General features: G+C 63.1%; 19 protein-coding genes, 1 other RNA gene and 1 pseudogene. 17 read left to right on the forward strand and 4 right to left on the reverse strand.

The window, feature by feature from the left end; translation table 11 throughout:
• Positions 1 to 90 precede the first annotated feature (90 nt).
• From nth to ASC45_RS11850, 17 genes are all read left to right on the forward strand, one after another.
• The gene (gene nth, locus ASC45_RS11775) at positions 91 to 732 is read left to right on the forward strand and encodes an endonuclease III (RefSeq protein WP_055451229.1); all 642 of its coding nucleotides are present in this window, start codon (positions 91 to 93) and stop codon (positions 730 to 732) included.
• The gene (locus ASC45_RS11780; RefSeq protein WP_055451230.1) at positions 729 to 1,628 is read left to right on the forward strand and encodes a cobalamin-binding protein; all 900 of its coding nucleotides are present in this window, start codon (positions 729 to 731) and stop codon (positions 1,626 to 1,628) included. The genes nth and ASC45_RS11780 overlap by 4 nt, the downstream gene beginning before the upstream one ends.
• A gap of 273 nt (positions 1,629 to 1,901) precedes the next feature.
• Complete coding sequence (locus ASC45_RS11785; protein ID WP_055451231.1) at positions 1,902 to 2,693, forward strand: 4'-phosphopantetheinyl transferase family protein; 792 nt, start codon at positions 1,902 to 1,904, stop codon at positions 2,691 to 2,693.
• A gap of 5 nt (positions 2,694 to 2,698) precedes the next feature.
• On the forward strand, positions 2,699 to 3,511 hold the full coding sequence (locus ASC45_RS11790) for a serine aminopeptidase domain-containing protein (protein ID WP_245610046.1): 813 nt from the start codon (positions 2,699 to 2,701) through the stop codon (positions 3,509 to 3,511).
• Complete coding sequence (locus ASC45_RS11795) at positions 3,504 to 4,415, forward strand: alpha/beta fold hydrolase (RefSeq protein ID WP_055451233.1); 912 nt, start codon at positions 3,504 to 3,506, stop codon at positions 4,413 to 4,415. The genes ASC45_RS11790 and ASC45_RS11795 overlap by 8 nt, the downstream gene beginning before the upstream one ends.
• Entirely contained in the window at positions 4,412 to 5,542 is a 1,131-nt protein-coding gene (locus ASC45_RS11800) for a glycosyltransferase family 2 protein (RefSeq protein ID WP_055451234.1), read from the forward strand. The genes ASC45_RS11795 and ASC45_RS11800 overlap by 4 nt, the downstream gene beginning before the upstream one ends.
• Complete coding sequence (locus ASC45_RS11805) at positions 5,539 to 6,345, forward strand: polysaccharide deacetylase family protein (protein WP_055451235.1); 807 nt, start codon at positions 5,539 to 5,541, stop codon at positions 6,343 to 6,345. The genes ASC45_RS11800 and ASC45_RS11805 overlap by 4 nt, the downstream gene beginning before the upstream one ends.
• 74 nt (positions 6,346 to 6,419) lie before the next feature.
• A complete protein-coding gene (locus ASC45_RS11810; RefSeq protein WP_055451236.1) occupies positions 6,420 to 7,952 on the forward strand; it encodes an O-antigen ligase family protein in 1,533 nt (510 codons plus the stop codon).
• The gene (locus ASC45_RS11815) at positions 7,936 to 9,102 is read left to right on the forward strand and encodes a glycosyltransferase (protein WP_245610047.1); all 1,167 of its coding nucleotides are present in this window, start codon (positions 7,936 to 7,938) and stop codon (positions 9,100 to 9,102) included. Before ASC45_RS11810 ends, ASC45_RS11815 begins: the two co-directional genes overlap by 17 nt.
• A gap of 3 nt (positions 9,103 to 9,105) precedes the next feature.
• The gene (locus tag ASC45_RS11820) at positions 9,106 to 9,954 is read left to right on the forward strand and encodes a polysaccharide deacetylase family protein (RefSeq protein WP_055451238.1); all 849 of its coding nucleotides are present in this window, start codon (positions 9,106 to 9,108) and stop codon (positions 9,952 to 9,954) included.
• Entirely contained in the window at positions 9,951 to 11,114 is a 1,164-nt protein-coding gene (locus tag ASC45_RS11825) for a glycosyltransferase family 4 protein (protein WP_055451239.1), read from the forward strand. Before ASC45_RS11820 ends, ASC45_RS11825 begins: the two co-directional genes overlap by 4 nt.
• Positions 11,115 to 11,119: 5 nt before the next feature.
• Positions 11,120 to 11,878 (forward strand): YdcF family protein, encoded by a 759-nt coding sequence (locus ASC45_RS11830; RefSeq protein ID WP_055451240.1) that lies wholly within the window; start codon positions 11,120 to 11,122, stop codon positions 11,876 to 11,878.
• A gap of 26 nt (positions 11,879 to 11,904) precedes the next feature.
• Complete coding sequence (gene ubiG, locus ASC45_RS11835) at positions 11,905 to 12,618, forward strand: bifunctional 2-polyprenyl-6-hydroxyphenol methylase/3-demethylubiquinol 3-O-methyltransferase UbiG (protein WP_055451241.1); 714 nt, start codon at positions 11,905 to 11,907, stop codon at positions 12,616 to 12,618.
• Positions 12,615 to 13,283: an HAD family hydrolase gene (locus tag ASC45_RS11840; RefSeq protein ID WP_055451242.1), complete on the forward strand. Its 669-nt coding sequence runs from the start codon at positions 12,615 to 12,617 to the stop codon at positions 13,281 to 13,283. The genes ubiG and ASC45_RS11840 overlap by 4 nt, the downstream gene beginning before the upstream one ends.
• Before the next feature lie 46 nt (positions 13,284 to 13,329).
• Positions 13,330 to 13,689, forward strand: a transfer-messenger RNA (tmRNA) gene (ssrA, locus tag ASC45_RS15550).
• Positions 13,690 to 14,037: 348 nt separating this feature from the next.
• On the forward strand, positions 14,038 to 14,637 hold the full coding sequence (locus tag ASC45_RS11845; protein ID WP_055451243.1) for a type IV toxin-antitoxin system AbiEi family antitoxin domain-containing protein: 600 nt from the start codon (positions 14,038 to 14,040) through the stop codon (positions 14,635 to 14,637).
• Positions 14,634 to 15,548: a nucleotidyl transferase AbiEii/AbiGii toxin family protein gene (locus ASC45_RS11850; protein ID WP_072243051.1), complete on the forward strand. Its 915-nt coding sequence runs from the start codon at positions 14,634 to 14,636 to the stop codon at positions 15,546 to 15,548. The genes ASC45_RS11845 and ASC45_RS11850 overlap by 4 nt, the downstream gene beginning before the upstream one ends.
• Positions 15,549 to 15,554: 6 nt before the next feature.
• Here the strand turns inward: ASC45_RS11850 and ASC45_RS11855 are convergent, their stop codons facing one another.
• The 4 genes and pseudogenes from ASC45_RS11855 to ASC45_RS11870 form a co-directional block, all read right to left on the reverse strand.
• Entirely contained in the window at positions 15,555 to 15,986 is a 432-nt protein-coding gene (locus tag ASC45_RS11855; protein ID WP_055451244.1) for a hypothetical protein, read from the reverse strand.
• The gene (locus ASC45_RS11860; RefSeq protein WP_072243052.1) at positions 15,983 to 16,489 is read right to left on the reverse strand and encodes a recombinase zinc ribbon domain-containing protein; all 507 of its coding nucleotides are present in this window, start codon (positions 16,487 to 16,489) and stop codon (positions 15,983 to 15,985) included. Before ASC45_RS11860 ends, ASC45_RS11855 begins: the two co-directional genes overlap by 4 nt.
• A gap of 106 nt (positions 16,490 to 16,595) precedes the next feature.
• Positions 16,596 to 16,838, reverse strand: a pseudogene (locus ASC45_RS11865) (integrase core domain-containing protein); the annotation flags it as partial.
• A gap of 94 nt (positions 16,839 to 16,932) precedes the next feature.
• Positions 16,933 to 17,186, reverse strand: a 254-nt coding sequence (locus ASC45_RS11870) for an ATP-binding protein (RefSeq protein WP_167344853.1), incomplete at its 5' end; no start/stop codon positions are given.

Raw genomic sequence — 17,186 nt, forward strand, 5'->3', positions numbered from 1 at the left:
CACGGCAAGAGGGAATCATACCATCGCCCCATTGTGTCACCGCGGTTTCGCCCGAAGAGTGTCCCAGGCGGGCGCCTATCATCGTGCTGCATGAAGCCAGCCCAGATCAAAACCCTTTTCGAGCGTTTCGCCGCGGCCAACCCGCAGCCGCGCACCGAGCTTGAATACAACACGCCCTTCGAGTTGTTGATCGCCGTCATGCTGTCTGCGCAGGCCACCGATGTCAGCGTCAACAAGGCGACAAGGCCGCTGTTCGCGGTAGCCAACACCCCGCAGGCGCTGCTCGACCTGGGCGAAGACCGGCTGCGCGAGGCCATCCGCACCATAGGCCTGTACAAGACCAAGGCCAAGAACATCATCGCCACCTGCCGCATCCTGATTGACCAGTACGGCGGCGAGGTGCCGCAAACACGCGAGGCCTTGGAGGCCCTGCCCGGCGTGGGGCGCAAGACGGCCAATGTGGTGCTCAATGTGGCGTTCGGGCAGGACACCATCGCGGTGGACACGCACATCTTCCGCGTGGCGAACCGCCTGGGACTGGCGCCCGGCAAGACGCCGCTGGAAGTGGAGACCCGGCTTGCCAAGGTGATACCGCCGGACTATCGCCTGCACGCGCATCATTGGCTGATTCTGCACGGACGCTATGTCTGCAAGGCGCGCAAGCCGGAGTGCTGGCGCTGCAGCGTGGCCGACCTGTGCGCATTCAAGCCCAAGACGGCGGCGCCGCAATGAGCACGCTGCGCCAGGTCTTGTTACTTGCGCTTGCCGCGGCGCTCTGGATGGCTGCATCGGTCGTGCTGGCGGCGCCGGTGCAGGTCACCGACGATACCGGGCAGAGCATCAGCCTGCCCTCCCCGGCTAGGCGCATCGTCGCGCTGTCGCCGCAAGTGCTCGAACTCAGCTCCGCCGCCGGGGCGAGCCGTCAGGTCGTGGGAACGATCCAAGGTGCATCCGACGTGCCCTGGGCGCGCAAGCTGCCCATCGTCGGCGACGCCTTCGCACTGAACCTCGAAGCCATCGTTCGTCTCAAACCCGATCTCATTCTGGCCTGGGCATCGGGCACACCGCCGCGCGAGGCCGCACGGCTGAAGGCGCTGGGCATTCCCGTTTTCTGGAGTCAGACCAACACTTTCGAATCGCTGGCGGCCACGGTCAGCCGCATCGGCATTCTGGCCGGAACCTCGCGACAGGCCGAGCGCTGGGTCTTTGATTTCGATCGTCGGCTGAAAGCGATCCGCCAGCGCTACGCCGACCGCAAGCCAACCGTGCGGGTGTTTTACGAGGTCTGGGAAAAACCTCTGATCACGGTCGGTGGCCAGCAGATCATCAGCCAGGCCATCAGCGCATGCGGGGGGCGCAACGTGTTCGGCCATTTGTCCGTCCTTGCACCCACCATCGGCGCCGAGGCCGTCGTCGAAGCCGATCCGCAGATCATCGTCACGGCCAGCCCGAGGGGCGAGCAATGGCTCAAGGCCTGGAAGCGATTTCCGCAGATCAGCGCGGTAAGGCACGATCAACTGGTGGCGCTCTCCCCGGATGCGCTGCCGCGCATGGGCGTGAATGTGCTCGACGGCGTCCAGCAACTCTGCTCCGCCATCGCCACCGCCCGCAGATCGACCTCGCACTGAGCCTTGGAGCCCGTCTGGCAGGTTCTGCAAGGAAATGTGAGGAAGTTGTCACAGCGATTGTGACGGGCTTGCCTATGATCGTCGTGTCGTCTCGATCAGAGGCTTGTCGGCCATCTGCGGAGTCCATTTGCCCCCGCTTGACGGGATTGCCCCTTCAGCAATAGCGCACGCATCATGTCGGGCCATGCAACTGAAACACTTTTCCCGACACCTCGCCGACCGCGCCGCTGGCCTCCAGGCGCGTTTTCGGCGCATGGTCGGAGACCTGCCCGCGTGAAAACCTTGTCCCCGCCTTTGTCGCAACAGCTACGCCAAGCCATGCGCCCGGGGGGTACGCCCCGGCCGCGAGAAGCCGCGGCACCGCTGGCGCGTCCGCAGTTGCGCGACGTGCACATCTGGGAGCTCGATCTGCGTCACCCGCCGGCCCACGCCTTCGATCTGCTCGACTCTGGCGAGCAGGAGCGCGCCCGGCGCTTCGTTTTCGCCATCGACCAGACGCGCTACATCGCCGCGCATGGCTGGATGCGGCAGATTCTCGGCCGCTATCTCGGCCGTGCCCCACAAGACCTGACCTTTATCTTCGGCCCTCACGGCAAGCCCGCGCTGATCGGAAGAAGAGACGATGTCTCCCTCTGTTTCAACCTCAGTCACAGCCTCGACAAGGCCTTGCTCGCGGTGAGCAACGGTATGCCGGTGGGCGTGGACATCGAAGCCATCCGGCCCGACCTGCCCGACAGCGCGCTTGCCGCGGGCGTGCTGACCGAGGGAGAACTGGACGAACTCGCGCAACTCCCTCCCAGGCAGCAGACCGCCGTCTTTTTCTCCTGCTGGACGCGCAAGGAGGCGTGCATGAAGGCGCTCGGCCTCGGCCTGGCGCTCGAACCCAAGACCCTGCATGTGGGCATGATGCCGGCTCGCCAGCGCGTGATCGCCGACGAGGCCGACGATTTCATCGATGTGTCCCCGCTGCCGAGTCCGTCCGGCCATGCCGCCGCGCTCGCCACCCTAGGAGGTTTCGGCAAGGTGCTTTACCGTCAGGCCACAGCCTCCGGGAGGCCCGATTGATCCCCGTGCGCATCCTCAACGGCGGTCGTGAGCTGGTCGGCATCTACCTCGAACCCACGGGGTCGGCCGCCCCGAGGCAACATGCGGTGCTGCTCTGCAACCCGTTCGGCCAGGAAGGCATTCGCGCTCACCGGCTTTACCGGGTGATGAGCGACCGTCTGGCCGCCGCCGGCTATCACGTGTTGCGCTTCGACTATTACGGTAGCGGAGACTCGGCCGGCTCCGACGAGGAATGGGATTTTTTCGGCAGCGTGGGCGACGCCCAAGCCGCCTTGATGGAACTGCTGCGCCGCAGCCATGCGCCGGAGTGGTCGGCCGTCGGTCTGCGTCTGGGCGCCAATGTTGCCCTCGATCTGGCCCGTCGCGCGCCCTTGCCGCCTCGCCTGCTCATGCTTATCGAGCCGGTGCTCGATGGCCGGGCCTATCTGAGCGGTCTGGCGGCGTCCAGCCTCGAAGCGCTCAACCGAGGCTATGGCGCGCGCTGGCCCCTGAGTGCCCGCCTGCGCCAGACCCTGCTGCCCACGCCCGAGTCCGAGGCGCTGGGTTTCTTTCTGAGCCCGCAGGCGCGTGCACAGATCGAGGCCATCTCGCCCGGCTGCTTGCAGGCCCCGGCCGCGGCCCTGCGCCTGCTGGTACCCGACCCGACGGCAGCGCAACGCCTGCTCGATGCGGCCGGGCTGCGCTCGGACCGTGTCGACATCATCGACGCCCAATCGCGCATCGACTGGGCCACCGACAACGCCGCCGCAACGGCGATCGTGCCGATGCACTGGATCCGCGATCTGATCGACCACCTCGCCCCCGCCGAATATGCGTGAGACCACTTTGACCTTTGGTGCGCACGACGACTTGCTGGGAACCGTCACCTTTCCCAGCGCGCAAACCTCGTCGAATCCGCCCATTGGCGTGCTGCTGTTCAATGCCGGGGTGATCCACCGCGTCGGCGCACACCGTGTCAATGTCAAGCTCGCGCGGGCGCTTGCCGCAGACGGTGTGGCCAGCCTGCGTTTCGATCTCCACGGCATGGGCGACAGCCTGCGCGCCGACGGGCAGTTGTCGTACAAGGAGCAGGTTGTCGCCGACCTGCGCGCCGCCATGGATCTGCTTCAAAACCACACCGGCGCGCAGCACTTCGCCCTGGTGGGCTTTTGCTCCGGCGCCCTGCCCAGTTACTGGAGCGCCCAGGTCGATCCCCGCGTGAGCGTCATCGTGCTGTACGACGCGCTGAGCTACGCCACGCCCTGGAGCGTGCTGCGTTACCTGGGCCTGCGGCTGATGCGCCATGGCTTCGGCCCGCGCGCTTGGTGGAAATGGTTGCAGCTAGGTCTTCGAGGCGTTGGCGCGGTCGGCCACAAGATCGTCGGGCGGCTGACGCGCAGCAGGCCAACGGCCCCATCTCCCTCGGGCGGCGCCGAATCTGACGACGACCAGAGCATCGACCGTCTCACCCTGGGACGCGGTCTGCTCGCCCTGGCCGAGCGCGGCGTCGGCGTCATGGTGCTCAGCGCCGGCACCGACTTCAGCGCCGTCAACTATGCCGATCAGTTGCGCCAGACCCTGGGCCTGCGCGGGGTCGACCATGCCCGCCTGCTCTTCGCCCATCTGCACGACATCGACCATGCGGTGACCACCCGGGTTGCGCAGCAGCAGTGGGTCGAGGCCGTGCGGGGCGGCCTGCTCCAACTCGCTCCCGTTTCGCCTGCCGTCGCGCCTTCGTCATGATTCTGCTCATCCTTTTCTGGGGCGCAGCCCTGTTCATCCTCTACACCTACGTCGGCTACCCCGCGCTGATCGGCCTGCTCGCACGGCGGCGGCCGCAGGTTTCCTGCCCGCTGCTGACCGACGATGCTCTGCCTTGCCTCACCGTGGTGATGGCAGGCTACAACGAGGCGGCGCGCCTGCCGGGCAAGATCGCCAATCTGCGTGCGCTCGACTATCCGCAGGACAAGATCAACATTCTGGTCGTCTCCGACGGCTCGACCGACGCCACCACGGAGGTGCTGGGCCAGCTCGCAGGGGTGCGGGTGCTGAGCTATCCGCAGCGCCAGGGCAAGGCCTATGCGCTCAATCTCGCTCTCGCTCAGGTTCAGACTGAATTTGTGGTGTTCTGCGATGTGCGACAGGATCTCGAACCCGGTTCGGTGCGCAGGCTGCTGTCCGATTTTTGCGACCCCGCCGTGGGCGCGGTCAGCGGGGAACTCGTGCATCGTCCCAGCAGTACCCAGGCCGGACAGAACATCGGTCTGTACTGGCGCTACGAAAAGGCGATCCGCAAGGCGGAAAGCCGATTTCACTCCACCGTCGGCGCCACCGGTGCGCTCTACGCGATTCGCACCCGCGACTTTTCGCCGATTCCGCCCGACACCATCCTCGACGATTTCGAGATCCCCATGCGCATCACCCGCATGGGCAAGCGCACGCTGCTGGAGCCGCAGGCCCATGTCTACGATGTGCTGCAGACCGAGTCATCCGCGGAGCAAAAACGCAAAATCCGGACGCTGACGGGCAATTTCCAGACCTTTTCGAGAAATTTTTGGCTGTTCAACCCGGCGCAGAACCCGGTATGGTTCCAGTTTCTGTCGCACAAGGTGTTCCGTCTTGTCGTGCCCTACGCCCTCGTCATCACCCTTCTGACCAGCGCCCTGCTCTCGGCGCCGTTCTATCGTCTGGCCTTTCTGGCCCAGGTGGCGTTTTATCTACTGGCTGCAGCTGGCTACTGGGCGCCGACGCTGCGCCGCAACAAATTCGTCAGCTTTGCGCAGGTCTTTGTCGACATGAATGCCGCGGCCATGCTGGCCTTGCTGCGATTCGTGCAGGGTCGTGCCGACGCGAAATGGGAAAAGACATGAAGCGGCTGAGCATCCTGATGTATCACGGGCTGTACGCTTCCGAGGCCCAGCGTCTGGCGATCGACCCGATCGACCGCCCCTACGCCATCTCGACCGAGGCCTTCGCCCGTCAACTCGACCTGATCCTTGCCGCTGGCATTCCGGTAGTGCATCCGCTAGAGCTCGAGCGTCCTGGTGCTGCCACGCCCACAGGGGTTTTGCTCACCTTTGACGACGGCTACGCCAGCAACGCCGAACTCGCCTTGCCTCTGCTGAAAAAACGCGGGCTCAGCGCACTGTTCTTCGTCACCACCGACTTCATCGGCCAGAGGCCGGGATTCTGCACCTGGGATCAGGTGCGTGAACTAGCCCGCAACGACATGGTCGTGGGCGGCCACGGCCAGACCCACCGTTTTCTCAGCGATCTGCCCGATGCCGCGCTGCAGGCAGAACTGCGGCAATCGCACTCCAGACTTACGCAAGAGCTTCAGACGGCAATTCGGCAGATGTCCTTCCCCGGCGGACGCTACGACGACCGCTGCCTGCGCATGGCACATGACGCGGGCTATCCGTTGCTCCACGGCTCGGACATCGGCGTACTGAGTCCGCAGAATTCGCTCCACGCTGACGTACTGCCGCGTCTGGCCATTCGTGACAGCACCTCCGACGCCACCGTTCTGGCCTACGCCCGAGCCGATGCCTTCACCCTCTTGCGTGCCCGGACCTTGTCACAAGCGAAAACCCTGGCCAAGCTACTGATCGGCAATGCCGCCTATCACCAACTCTATGCCCGGGTCAAAGGCGTGCCCCGCCAACAGCCATGAGCGCCACTCCACGGCCGCCCGAAGGTGGCGCTCCACTCCCTCGGGGAGTCGAGCGTAGCGAGGAGGGTCGTCCAATGAGCGTAACAACCCCGCATCCCCGACAAAAGCCCGGCGTCGTGAGCAACCGCAGGGTGCCGACGACCCCGCCCCCGGTTTCGGATGCCACCGAATCGGCAGACTGGGCGGGGAAAGAGCTTTATTCGACGCTCCGATTGCTCGCGGTACCGGCGCTGTTTGTATTGAGCATCGTCGTCTTCAAGCTGCATCCCGGAAAAATCGGCCTTTACGGCTTTGCCCTGATTTTCGGAATTCTGCTTCTGGTGCAATTGCGCAAAGGCCCAGAGCCACTTCTGGCTCTGGTGGCGATTTATTACCCGTTGAGCAAGCTCTATCCTTTTCTGGTTGCGCCCGGCGTCAACGGCACCAATCTTCTCGAATTATTTCTGATTGCGTTCTGGATGATTCACAGCTTCAAGAATCGCAGAAAACTGTTCAATCCTTATCCGTTTACAAGACTTGTCGGTCTGTGGTTCTTGTTCAGCGTGATCTCCGTATTTACTGCGATTCTTCATATCGGCCTGCACAATTTCATCTGGAATTATCTGCTATCGGTTCGCGGATTTTTCGATCAGTTCATCATCTTTTTTCTTCTGGTTAACCTGATTCAAGACAAGAACATGGCGCGCAGATTCATCGTTTACATGATGTTTTCTGCCACCGTGGTGTTTCTCTACGGCATCCAGGAATGGTGGTTCAGCCGCGGAGCCAGCAGTATTGAAAAATCGAGGCTCTTGGGCCCCATCGGGCAGCCCAACGAATTCGCTGCACAAACCATCTACGCGCTGGCTCCCATTTTGGCTTACGGCGCCTATTATTTTCCCAAATGGAAATCCTGGCGCATGGCGCCGATTCTTCTGATCGGGCTCCGAGTGCTACTTGCGGCATTCTCGCGCGGTGCCTATCTCGCATTTGCGATGGAGTTGTTCACACTGTCTTTCGTGAAAAGCAAGAAATTCTTTGTCCTGGTGCTGCTCGTCATCGGCTCGATCTATTTTTTCATTCCCTCTCTGGTGCCCAATTCGATGAAAGCCCGGGTGGATCAGACCTATCAAGATCGTGCGCCTGGATCGACCATCGACAAAAGTGCCGATTCGCGTTTCCTGCTGTGGGACGCAGCCATCGAGATGACCAAGGAGTCGCCCATTTTCGGCAAAGGGTTCGATCAGTTCCACAGCCTCGTTCCAAGTTACGTTCCTGGTTTTTACGATGGCTCGACGGGCGGCGCCACCGATAATCAAAACATGTTTCTTTACGCGGCGTCTACTATGGGATTGCCGAGTCTCATCACCCTGCTGTTGATCCTCGGCGCGCTGGCGCTTCGTGGCTGGGGTCTCTACCGCACGGGTACGGTGGATATCGACCGCATCATCGGCCTTGGCGGCATTACGCTGGTGGCTGGTCTTGTCGGCGTGAATATGTTTGGAACCCACGTCATCGATACTGCGGTGGACATTTATCTCTGGATCTACATCGCCGCCATTGCGCATTTGATCCGTCCCAACAATGCAGCCCTTTCCCCGTACAAGACCCATGCCAAGCCACGCTGAAAGCCCTCCCCTCATCGTCCACATGATCGACGAGCTGCCCCGCGATGGTGCGGAGATGCTCCTGGTCGATCTAGTGCGCTTGCGTATTCCGGGCTACCGCTATGCGATCGTCTGCCTCATCAAGGGCGGCCCTCTGGAGCAGGAGTTCGAGCGCCTGGGTGTGCCCGTGGTGATTTTCGGGCGCAAGGGTAAATTCGATCTGGGTCTGGTGTTTCGAGTCGCCTCCTGGCTGAAACGGGAGAAGGCGGCGGTGGTGCATACGCACCTGTTCACCGCCGACACCTATGGCCGTCTTGCGGCAAGGTTGGCTGGGGTTCCTGCGGTGTTCTCGACGGTGCACAACATCGTCAATCCCTGGAAAGGCGCGGGCCGCAAGCTGATCGACCGGCTGTTCGCCCGCCTGAGCACTGCGGTGGTTGGCTGCAGCGAGGAGGTCACGCAAACGCTGGCCACGCGCGACGGCATTCCGCAGCGCAAGCTGGTCTCCATTCCCAATGGCATCGATCTGCAGAAGTTCTCGAGTTTTTCGGGTGCAGGTGTGCGCGCCGAATTCGGGCTGCCGGAGGACAGGCTGCTCATCGGCATCGTCGGCAGGCTGCACGAGCAGAAGGCGCATGGCGACCTGTTTCAAGCGCTGACCCAACTCCCGCAGGTGCGCGACGGCACGCTGTATTGTCTGGTAGTCGGCACGGGCGACCTGCTAGATGCGCTCAAACAGCAGGTCAAAGACCTCGGGTTGCAGAACTGCGTGATCTTCACCGGCATGCGCACCGACGTTCCCCGGCTGGTCGCGGCGATGGACGTGTTCGTGATGTCGTCTCACTGGGAGGGCTTGCCCATCGCTCTGCTCGAAGCCATGGCCAGTTCCAAGGCGGTGCTGTGTACCCGTGTGGGCGGCATCCCCGATGTCGTCGTCGATGGCGACAACGGCCTGCTAGTCGATGCGCGCGACGTACCGGAGTTTGCCCGCCGCCTCGAAAACCTGCTGCACGATGCAGCCCTGCGCCGCCGGTTGGGGGAGCGCGCGCGTGAGACGGTCATCGCCCGATTCGACGTCTCGCGCACCGCAGAGGCCTACAACCGGCTTCACCAGCAGGCTCTGGGGCTGCCGACATCCCCACGACCGGCTCGGGTCGCCTCGGCGGAGTAAGTCATGCGTCGCCTCCTTGCCACCGCGCTACTCCCCTATGCCAAGCTGCGCAATGCGCTCAGCCCGGGGCTTCGCATCCTCATGTATCACCGGGTCGCCCGGCTGCCAGCCTACGACCAGCTCACCGTATCGCCCGAGCGCTTCGAGCGGCAAATGCAGCAACTGGCCGCGCACAAGGTCGTCAGCCTCGAGGAAGGGTTGCGCACCCTTCGTGCCGGGCCTCTGCGCGAGCCCATGTTCGCCGTCACGTTCGACGATGGCTATCTCGACAATCTCACCGCAGCCGCGCCCATTTTGGAGCGCCATCGCATTCCGGCCACCATTTTTGTCACCACCCAGTTCTGCGATAAGGCGCTCAGCCATCCGCGCTATGGCGACATTGGTGAGCAGCGGCTGCATCTCGACTGGGACGAAGTGCGCCGCCTGGCACGAACCCCAGGCATCAGCATCGGCTCGCATACCCGCACCCATCCTTACCTGCCCACCATCAGCGACTCACTCGCGCAGCAAGAGATCGAGCTGAGCCGGGCCGAAATCGCCGCGCAGATCCAAGCGCCGGTGCCGTTTTTCTGCTATCCATCAGGCGACCTTGGCCCGCGCGAACTGGCGCTGGTGCGACAGGCGGGCTATGCGGCGGCGGTCAGTGTCGCGCCCGGTGTCAACCACGCAAACGCCGATCTGTTCCAGCTCAGGCGCACCGAAATCACCGACCGTGACGACGAGGCCCAGTTCCGCCTGAAGCTCGCCGGGGCCTTCGATCCGATTCACCAGCTGCTCCATGCCCGGCGCACCCGCCGCTTTGCGCAAAAGCATCTCAAACCCAGCACCTCCTACGAGGCCACGAAGCTATGAAGATTCTGTATCTGATGACCGAGCCGTTCGGCATCGGTGGTGTGCAGTCCGATGTCCTGACCCTGACCGAAGACCTCACCGCCAAAGGCCATATTGTCTATGTCGCCACCACCGACGGCGTGCTGCTGAACGAACTGATCGGCAAGGGCGCCATTCATGTGGACATCGATTTCCACTTCAGCTCGCCCTCCCAGTTCATGCGGGCGCTTAGGCAATTGCGCGAAGTCGTCAGGCGCGAAGGCATCGAGCTGGTCGCGCCGCAATCGGTGCGCTCCTCCATGGTGGCCTATGCGGCACTGCGCGTCACGCCCTATGGCTACCGCGTGGCCGCCACAGGGCGCCGGGTGCCCATCGTCACCACCATCCACAATATTCACAACCCCAAGAATTTCAAGTGGGCGGGCCGCATCCTCCGAAAGAGCGCGGACTTCATCATTTTCGAGTCGAACTACGAGCGCAACCGCCTGCTGGCGCACGGCCTGCCCGCGAAGCAGTCCACCGTCATCCACAGCGGCATCGACCTCGACCGCTTTGCCACCGCCACTCGAACCGCCGATTTCGCCCGGCAGTACGGGTTGGAACCCGGCAGGCACCTGATCTTCGGCATCGTCGCCCGTCTGTCCGAAGAAAAGGGTCACAACTACCTGGTCGAGGCGTTTTCCAAGGTCGTGCAGCGTCAGCCCGAGGCGCGTCTGCTCATCGTCGGTGACGGGCCGCTGCTCGATCAGACCAAGGCGCAGGTCGAGCGCCTCGGTCTTCAAGACACGGTGATCTTCGCCGGCATGCAGCGCGACATTCCCTCGCATCTCGCTCTGCTCGACGTATTCGTTTTGTCTTCCACGCGCGAATCGTTTCCGCTCTCGGCCCGCGAGGCCATGGCCGCTGGCCGCTGCGTGATCGCGCCGCGCATCGGCGGCTGCGGCGAAGTCGTCGATGATGGTGTCACCGGCCTGCTTTTCACCTCAGCCGACGTGGACGACCTGAACGCGAAAATGCTCACCCTCTGCGACCGCGACACCGTTGCGGCCATGAGCCGAGCTGCTCGGCAGCGAGCCGAGCGTCTGTTCTCGCGTCAGGTCTGGGTCGAAGGTGACGAGAAGGTTTACCTCGACTGGGCCCGACTGCCCGCCTCCGCTGCAGCCTCGGTTGCGCTTTCCTGACGCCCTTGAAACTCACCCTCGAACTGCTGTTTTCGCCGGTAGGGCTGACGGCTTTCGGCCTGGTCGTGCTTTCCGCGCTGGTGACCTGGCGGCGTCCGCCGCTGGGTCTGAGATGGCTGACCTATGCCATCACCGTGCTGTTCGTGCTGTCCAGCATGCCGCTGTTCGCCAACCTCGCGCTGGGCGCGCTCGAACAGCGCGCACGTCAGGCTCAAACCTGCCCTGCTCCTCCGCCGGGCGCCGTGTTTGTGGTACTCGCCGGTGGCGTTGACGGCAACCCACCCGATGCGCAGGACTACACCGCCCTGAAGACAGCCAGCCTCAAACGCCTCATTGCCGCAGTCCAACTCGCGCAGCGCACGCCAGACAGTTCCCTTCTGATCTCCGGCGGCTGGGGCAAGGCCGTGCGCGAAGCCAACCTTATGGGCGCGCTGGCCGAACAAATGGGCTTTCCCCGCCAGCGCATCACGCTGGACACCGCCTCTCGCACCACCTTTCAGACGGCGGTGAATCTGCGAGACCGACTATTGCACACACCTCCCGCGCGTCGCTACCTCATCACGTCTGCAGACCACATGCCCCGTGCGTTGATGGCCTTTGCCCACGAAGGCGTGGCGATCTGCGCCTGGCCGGTAGACTTCGAGGCGCTTCCCATCCAACCCCTGGACATGCTGACGCCGCAGATCAGCGCCCTGGAGAAGACCTCGCGCGTGGTGCACGAATTACTGGGAATGCTCTACTACAGGCTCGTCAAGTTTCAGTGAGGGCCACGCCTTGGCCCATGCCGTCCATGAACCCGATCGATCACAACGTCGCCCCCGAAGAAATCGATAAATTCAGCGCCCTCGCCCACCGCTGGTGGGACGAAAACGGCGAGTTCCGTCCCCTGCACCAACTCAATCCGCACCGACTGCAGTGGATTCGCGACCACGTCGATCTGCACGGCAAATCGGTCGTGGACATCGGCTGCGGCGGTGGCATTCTCTCGGAATCGATGGCGCGTGCCGGTGCCAGAGTGACCGGCATCGACCTGGCCGATGCCTCGCTGCAGGTTGCACGCCTGCATGCGCTGGATGCCCAACTCGAGATCGATTACAGGCTTGTGAGCGCAGAGCGATACGCGGAGGAGGCGCCCGCGCAATTCGACGTCGTGACCTGCATGGAAATGCTCGAACACGTGCCCGATCCGGCCTCCATCGTTCAGGCCAGCGCCACCCTCGTTCGCCCGGGCGGATGGGTTTTCCTGTCTACCCTCAACCGCAACGCCAAGTCCTACCTCTTCGCCATCCTTGGCGCGGAATACATCATGAAGCTGCTGCCCAAAGGCACGCACGACTTCGCCAAATTCCTTCAACCCTCGGAACTGGCCGCCATGGGCCGTCGCTACGGGCTGGAAGTGGCCGATATCGCGGGGCTCGAATACCAACCCCTCTCCCAGAAGTTCCGCATCACACAAGATCCCAGCGTCAACTACCTCATGGCCTTGCGCCGCCCCGCGCAATGAAGAGCGGACGCCCCGTGCGGGCCTGTCTGTTCGACCTCGACGGCACATTGGCCGATACTGCCCCCGATCTGGCCGCGGCGCTCAACCGGGTGCGAGCCGATCACGGCCTGCCCCCCATGCCCCTCGATGCCTTGCGCCCCATGGCCTCGCACGGCGCGCGCGGTCTGCTGGGCGTCGGCATGCAGGTTGCGCCCGGCGATGCGCGCTACAACCAGCTAAAAGACGACTTCCTGGCGTATTACCTCGAGGCCATACGCGTCGAAACCGATCTGTTCGATGGCGTTTTCGCGTTGCTCGAACAACTCCATGAGCGTGCCCTGCCCTGGGGCATCGTCACCAACAAGCTCAGTACCTACACGCAACCTCTCGTCGCGCAACTCCCGTGGCCAGCGCCCCCCGGCTGCATTGTCAGTGGCGACACCGCGGCAAAACCCAAACCCGCGCCTGACCCCCTTTTGCACGCCGCTGCCGCGCTGAACGTCGAGCCAGCCGATTGTGTCTATGTGGGTGACGATCTCCGCGACATTCAATCGGCCCAGGCCGCAGGCATGCGATCCATCGCCGCCGCTTACGGCTACTGCGGCCCAAGCTCTCCCAACGATTGGGGCGCAGACGCCATCATTCACCACCCCCTTGATTTCCTGACTCTTGACTTCATATCCTGAACATAGCGGCACTCAACCGGGTGTCGCCGTACAATGAGTACTCCATGGGGCCGACCCGGTTTCGACGTGGATAGCAAAGCAGACAGGTGCATGCCGAGCCCCAGTACGCTCGATAAAACACTGGAAACTAAGTAACTGCGAACGATTCTTCGTACGCCCTCGCCGCTTAATACCGGTGAGCCTCGCAACGGTTGGCCGATGGGCCGGGGTGGCAACACCTGCGAGGTCATACACATTGGCTCGAGTTGAATTTCGCCACGCGATTCAGCCCTAAACTCAGTGGATCGCCCCAAATGAAGCGCGTACACCCGCGTCATAGGGGTTAAAACCAAAAGGCGTTACTAAGCACGTAGATCCTGCTGTGGAGTATTTGCGGACGGGGGTTCAATTCCCCCCGGCTCCACCAATAATGAAACCCCAACCGTTCTCGGTTGGGGTTTTTTCTTGCCCGATCGCACCGGTTCCCGCGTGTTCTTGGAGGTTCCTGCGGAAGCCTGCGGACTGCACCGATCAGCCGATCAGCCCGTTCCGGGCCACATTCCACTCTCTCCTGGCCATTCCTCGCTCCGGCCTCGCTCCCCGGAACTGGCCCGAAGTCCGCAAAGGCCATAAGTCAGCGCCATACAGATCAAAGAGTTACGCGCGGACGAATCAAGCGGTTGGATTGCAGCATCGTGGAGCAAAGGAAACCGCATTGGTTGTGTTTTGTCGGTATATATTGACAACTACCGACGTAATGCAACATCATGGTGGCATGGAAACTTCACACCAGACCATTCTCGATCTCGCCGCCCAGCGCGGCCTCATACGCCCGCGAGATCTCGACGCGCTGGGTCTGCCCAGTGTCGCCCTCACGCGGCTGGTTCGGCAGGGCCTGCTCGTCCGCGTGGGTCGCGGTCTGTATGCCCGTCCCGATCGCAGCGTATCCGAGCATGGCACGCTGGCCGAGGTGGCCCGCAAACACCCGCAAGCCATCGTCTGCCTGCTGTCAGCACTGCGGGTGCACGACCTCACCACGCAGTCGCCATTCGAGGTCTGGCTGGCGATTCCCAACAAGGCGCGTGCACCGAAGATGGACTATCCGCCGCTGCGCATCGTGCGCTTCTCCGGCGCTGCGCTGACCGATGGGATTGAAGAGCACCAGATCGATGGCGTGACCGTGCGCGTGACCAACGTCGCCCGGACCGTGGCCGACTGCTTCAAGTTCCGCAACAAGATCGGCCTTGATGTCGCGATGGAAGCCCTGCAGGAAGCCTGGCGAGCCAAGCGCGTGAGCATGGACGAACTCTGGCGCTATGCATCGCTTTGCCGAGTGGCCAATGTGATGCGCTCCTACATGGAAAGCCTGTCATGAACCAGCGCAACACGGCCGCTTCGGTGCGGGCTCGCCTGCTCACCCGCGCCCGCGAGACCCGCCAAGACTTCAATCTGGTCTTGACCCGCTACGCCCTTGAGCGGCTGCTGTACCGGCTCAGCGTCTCGCCCCATGCCGACCAGTTCCTGCTGAAAGGCGCACTGCTGTTCGACTTGTGGTTCGACATCCCGCACCGGCCGACGCGGGATGCGGACTTTCTGGGTTTTGGTTCGGCCGAGTTGCCGCACCTGGAGGCCGTCTTCAAGGAAGTCTGCGCGATGGAGACTGACGACGGTGTTACGTTTCGACCGGACACCGTTCAAGCGGCGGAGATCCGCAAGGAGGCCAACTACGCCGGCGTGCGCGTCACCTTGCTCGGACTGATCGATGGAGCACGCTGCCCGATTCAGGTCGACATCGGTTTCGGCGATGCCGTCACACCAGGGCCGGAAGATGTCCAGTACCCCGTGATGCTGTCGGAGTTCGCGGCACCGAAACTGCGCGTCTATCCGCGCTACACCGTGGTGGCAGAAAAGCTGGAGGCGTTGGCCTCGCTGGGTATCGCCAACAGCCGGATGAAGGATTACTTCGACCTTTGGATCTTGTCGCGGTACACCGAATTTGACGGCGACACTCTGCGACGCGCGATTCGGGCAACCTTCGATCGACGCAAAACGACGTTGCCCCCGGACATCCCCTTTGGCCTGACGGATGGTTTTGCGCAGGATGCGCAAAAGCAGACGCAGTGGCAGGCGTTTCTGGGAAAGAACAGACTCGAAGCGCTGCGCCTGGAGGCCGTCGTGGCATCGCTTCGAGATTTCCTGCTTCCAGTCATCGCGGCGGCGAACGCTGAAGCCGACTACCCGCAACACTGGCCCGCTGGTGGACCCTGGTCATCAGTGGTGGGGTGAAACGGGTCAAAGCCCGACCCGCGCTCGCTGCTCATCCCACAGCGCCGGTGGATCGACCGCCAGATCAAACAGCGTGATGTGGTTCGGCAGAACGTCGTCCAAGATGGCCGCCACGATGTCGGGCGCCAGCGTGGTCAGGTTGACCATGCGGCTGACGTAGCTGTTGTCGATTCCTTCCCGCGTGGCGATCTCCTTCAAGGACTTCGCTTCCCCCGATTCCAGCATGGCCAGCCAACGGTGGCCCTTGGCCAACGCCAGCTGGATGGAGGTCGGAGCCACGTCCCACGGCCTGACTGGCGCAGTTTCGCCGTTTGGCAAGGTAACCAGCTTGCGGCCACTGCGCCGTTTTATCTGGATCGGCACGGACAGGGTCAGCCGGCCATCACTCGCCTCAACGATGTCCGGCTCGCCGGTCTTCTGGATGCGGATGTCGCTCATGCCATGGCCTCCTCAACTTGCTCGACCGGCTCGGGACGCAGCTCCAGCACCAAGCGCTCAATGCCGTTGGCGCGCAGTCGTACTTCGAGGTCGTTGGGCGACACGATCACCTTTTCGACCAGCAGTTTCACGATCCTGGTCTGCTCCGCCGGGAACAGTTGATCCCAAATCGCGTCGAGCCGGGTCATGGCCACGGTGATCTTGGCTTCGTCCAGGGTCGGATCAAGCTTGATCGCTTGCGGCAGCATGTCGCCGAGTAGATTCGGGGCACGCAGGAGCGCGCGCAGTTGATCGAGCACCGCCGATTCGAGTTCTGCGGCAGGCAGTCGCGGCAGACCCGAGGCGCCCGCATGTTCCTTCGCGTCCCGCTGGGGCACGTAGTAACGGTAGCGCCGGCCATTCTTCTTGGTGGTGTGCCACGGCGACAGTGCGCGCCCGTCGTTGCCGAACACGACGCCCTTGAGCAGATAGAGAACCTTGGCCCGCTTCGTGTTGTCCCGCACTCGGCCATTCGTCTCCAGGATTGCGTGGACGCTGTCCCACAGTTCGCGGCTGATGATGGGCGGATGCTCGGCCTGGTACTGACCTGAGTATGGAACTTGTAGCCAATCAGGCAGTGAGTCCGGGGTTGATGGTATCGGGTTCCGACCAGTTCCGGCGAACGCTCGCCGGGGGCTTGTAACCATGGGCGCTGTGCGGTCGCTGTTCGTTGTAGAACTGCCGCCAGCGTTCGATCAGCACCTTTGCCTCGGCGCGGCTGCGGAACCATTCGCGGTTCAGCAGCTCGTCCCGCAGCTTGCCGTTGAAGCTTTCGACGAAGCCGTTCTGCCAGGGACTGCCCGGCGCGATGAACGCCGGGCCGATCGCCGCGTCGCGCAGCCCCCGATGGCCACTTCAAATTCCCCCACTTGTGGCCGGTCAAACTCCCCCATGCAGGACGGGTGGATTATGAGGCATCGGCGGTGACGGCGATGCGCGCGGCGGCCTCCTTGAGGCGGTAGCTGCGGCCCTCGAACTCGAGCATGGTGGCGCGGTGCATGAGGCGGTCTAGGATGGTGGTGGCCATGGTGGCGTCGCCGAGGTAGCAGCCCCAGTCCTGCACCACGCGGTTGGAGGTCACGACGATGGAGCGGCGATGCTTGTAGCGCTGGTGGACGATGGCCTGCAGCAGTTCGGCCGCGGCGTCGCCGATGCGCCGAG

The organism is Thiomonas bhubaneswarensis, from assembly GCF_001418255.1.
Taxonomy (GTDB): domain Bacteria; phylum Pseudomonadota; class Gammaproteobacteria; order Burkholderiales; family Burkholderiaceae_C; genus Thiomonas; species Thiomonas bhubaneswarensis.

Bases quoted from the DNA above. Each gene is read 5' to 3' on its own strand.
- nth (WP_055451229.1), top strand. From the start codon at position 91: ATGAAGCCAGCCCAGATCAAAACCCTTTTCGAGCGTTTCGCCGCGGCC.
- ASC45_RS11780 (WP_055451230.1), top strand. From the start codon at position 729: ATGAGCACGCTGCGCCAGGTCTTGTTACTTGCGCTTGCCGCGGCGCTC.
- ASC45_RS11795 (WP_055451233.1), top strand. From the start codon at position 3,504: ATGCGTGAGACCACTTTGACCTTTGGTGCGCACGACGACTTGCTGGGA.
- ASC45_RS11800 (WP_055451234.1), top strand. From the start codon at position 4,412: ATGATTCTGCTCATCCTTTTCTGGGGCGCAGCCCTGTTCATCCTCTAC.
- ASC45_RS11805 (WP_055451235.1), top strand. From the start codon at position 5,539: ATGAAGCGGCTGAGCATCCTGATGTATCACGGGCTGTACGCTTCCGAG.
- ASC45_RS11810 (WP_055451236.1), top strand. From the start codon at position 6,420: ATGAGCGTAACAACCCCGCATCCCCGACAAAAGCCCGGCGTCGTGAGC.
- ASC45_RS11815 (WP_245610047.1), top strand. From the start codon at position 7,936: ATGCCAAGCCACGCTGAAAGCCCTCCCCTCATCGTCCACATGATCGAC.
- ASC45_RS11820 (WP_055451238.1), top strand. From the start codon at position 9,106: ATGCGTCGCCTCCTTGCCACCGCGCTACTCCCCTATGCCAAGCTGCGC.
- ASC45_RS11825 (WP_055451239.1), top strand. From the start codon at position 9,951: ATGAAGATTCTGTATCTGATGACCGAGCCGTTCGGCATCGGTGGTGTG.
- ubiG (WP_055451241.1), top strand. From the start codon at position 11,905: ATGAACCCGATCGATCACAACGTCGCCCCCGAAGAAATCGATAAATTC.
- ASC45_RS11840 (WP_055451242.1), top strand. From the start codon at position 12,615: ATGAAGAGCGGACGCCCCGTGCGGGCCTGTCTGTTCGACCTCGACGGC.
- ASC45_RS11845 (WP_055451243.1), top strand. From the start codon at position 14,038: ATGGAAACTTCACACCAGACCATTCTCGATCTCGCCGCCCAGCGCGGC.
- ASC45_RS11850 (WP_072243051.1), top strand. From the start codon at position 14,634: ATGAACCAGCGCAACACGGCCGCTTCGGTGCGGGCTCGCCTGCTCACC.
- ASC45_RS11855 (WP_055451244.1), bottom strand. From the start codon at position 15,986: ATGAGCGACATCCGCATCCAGAAGACCGGCGAGCCGGACATCGTTGAG.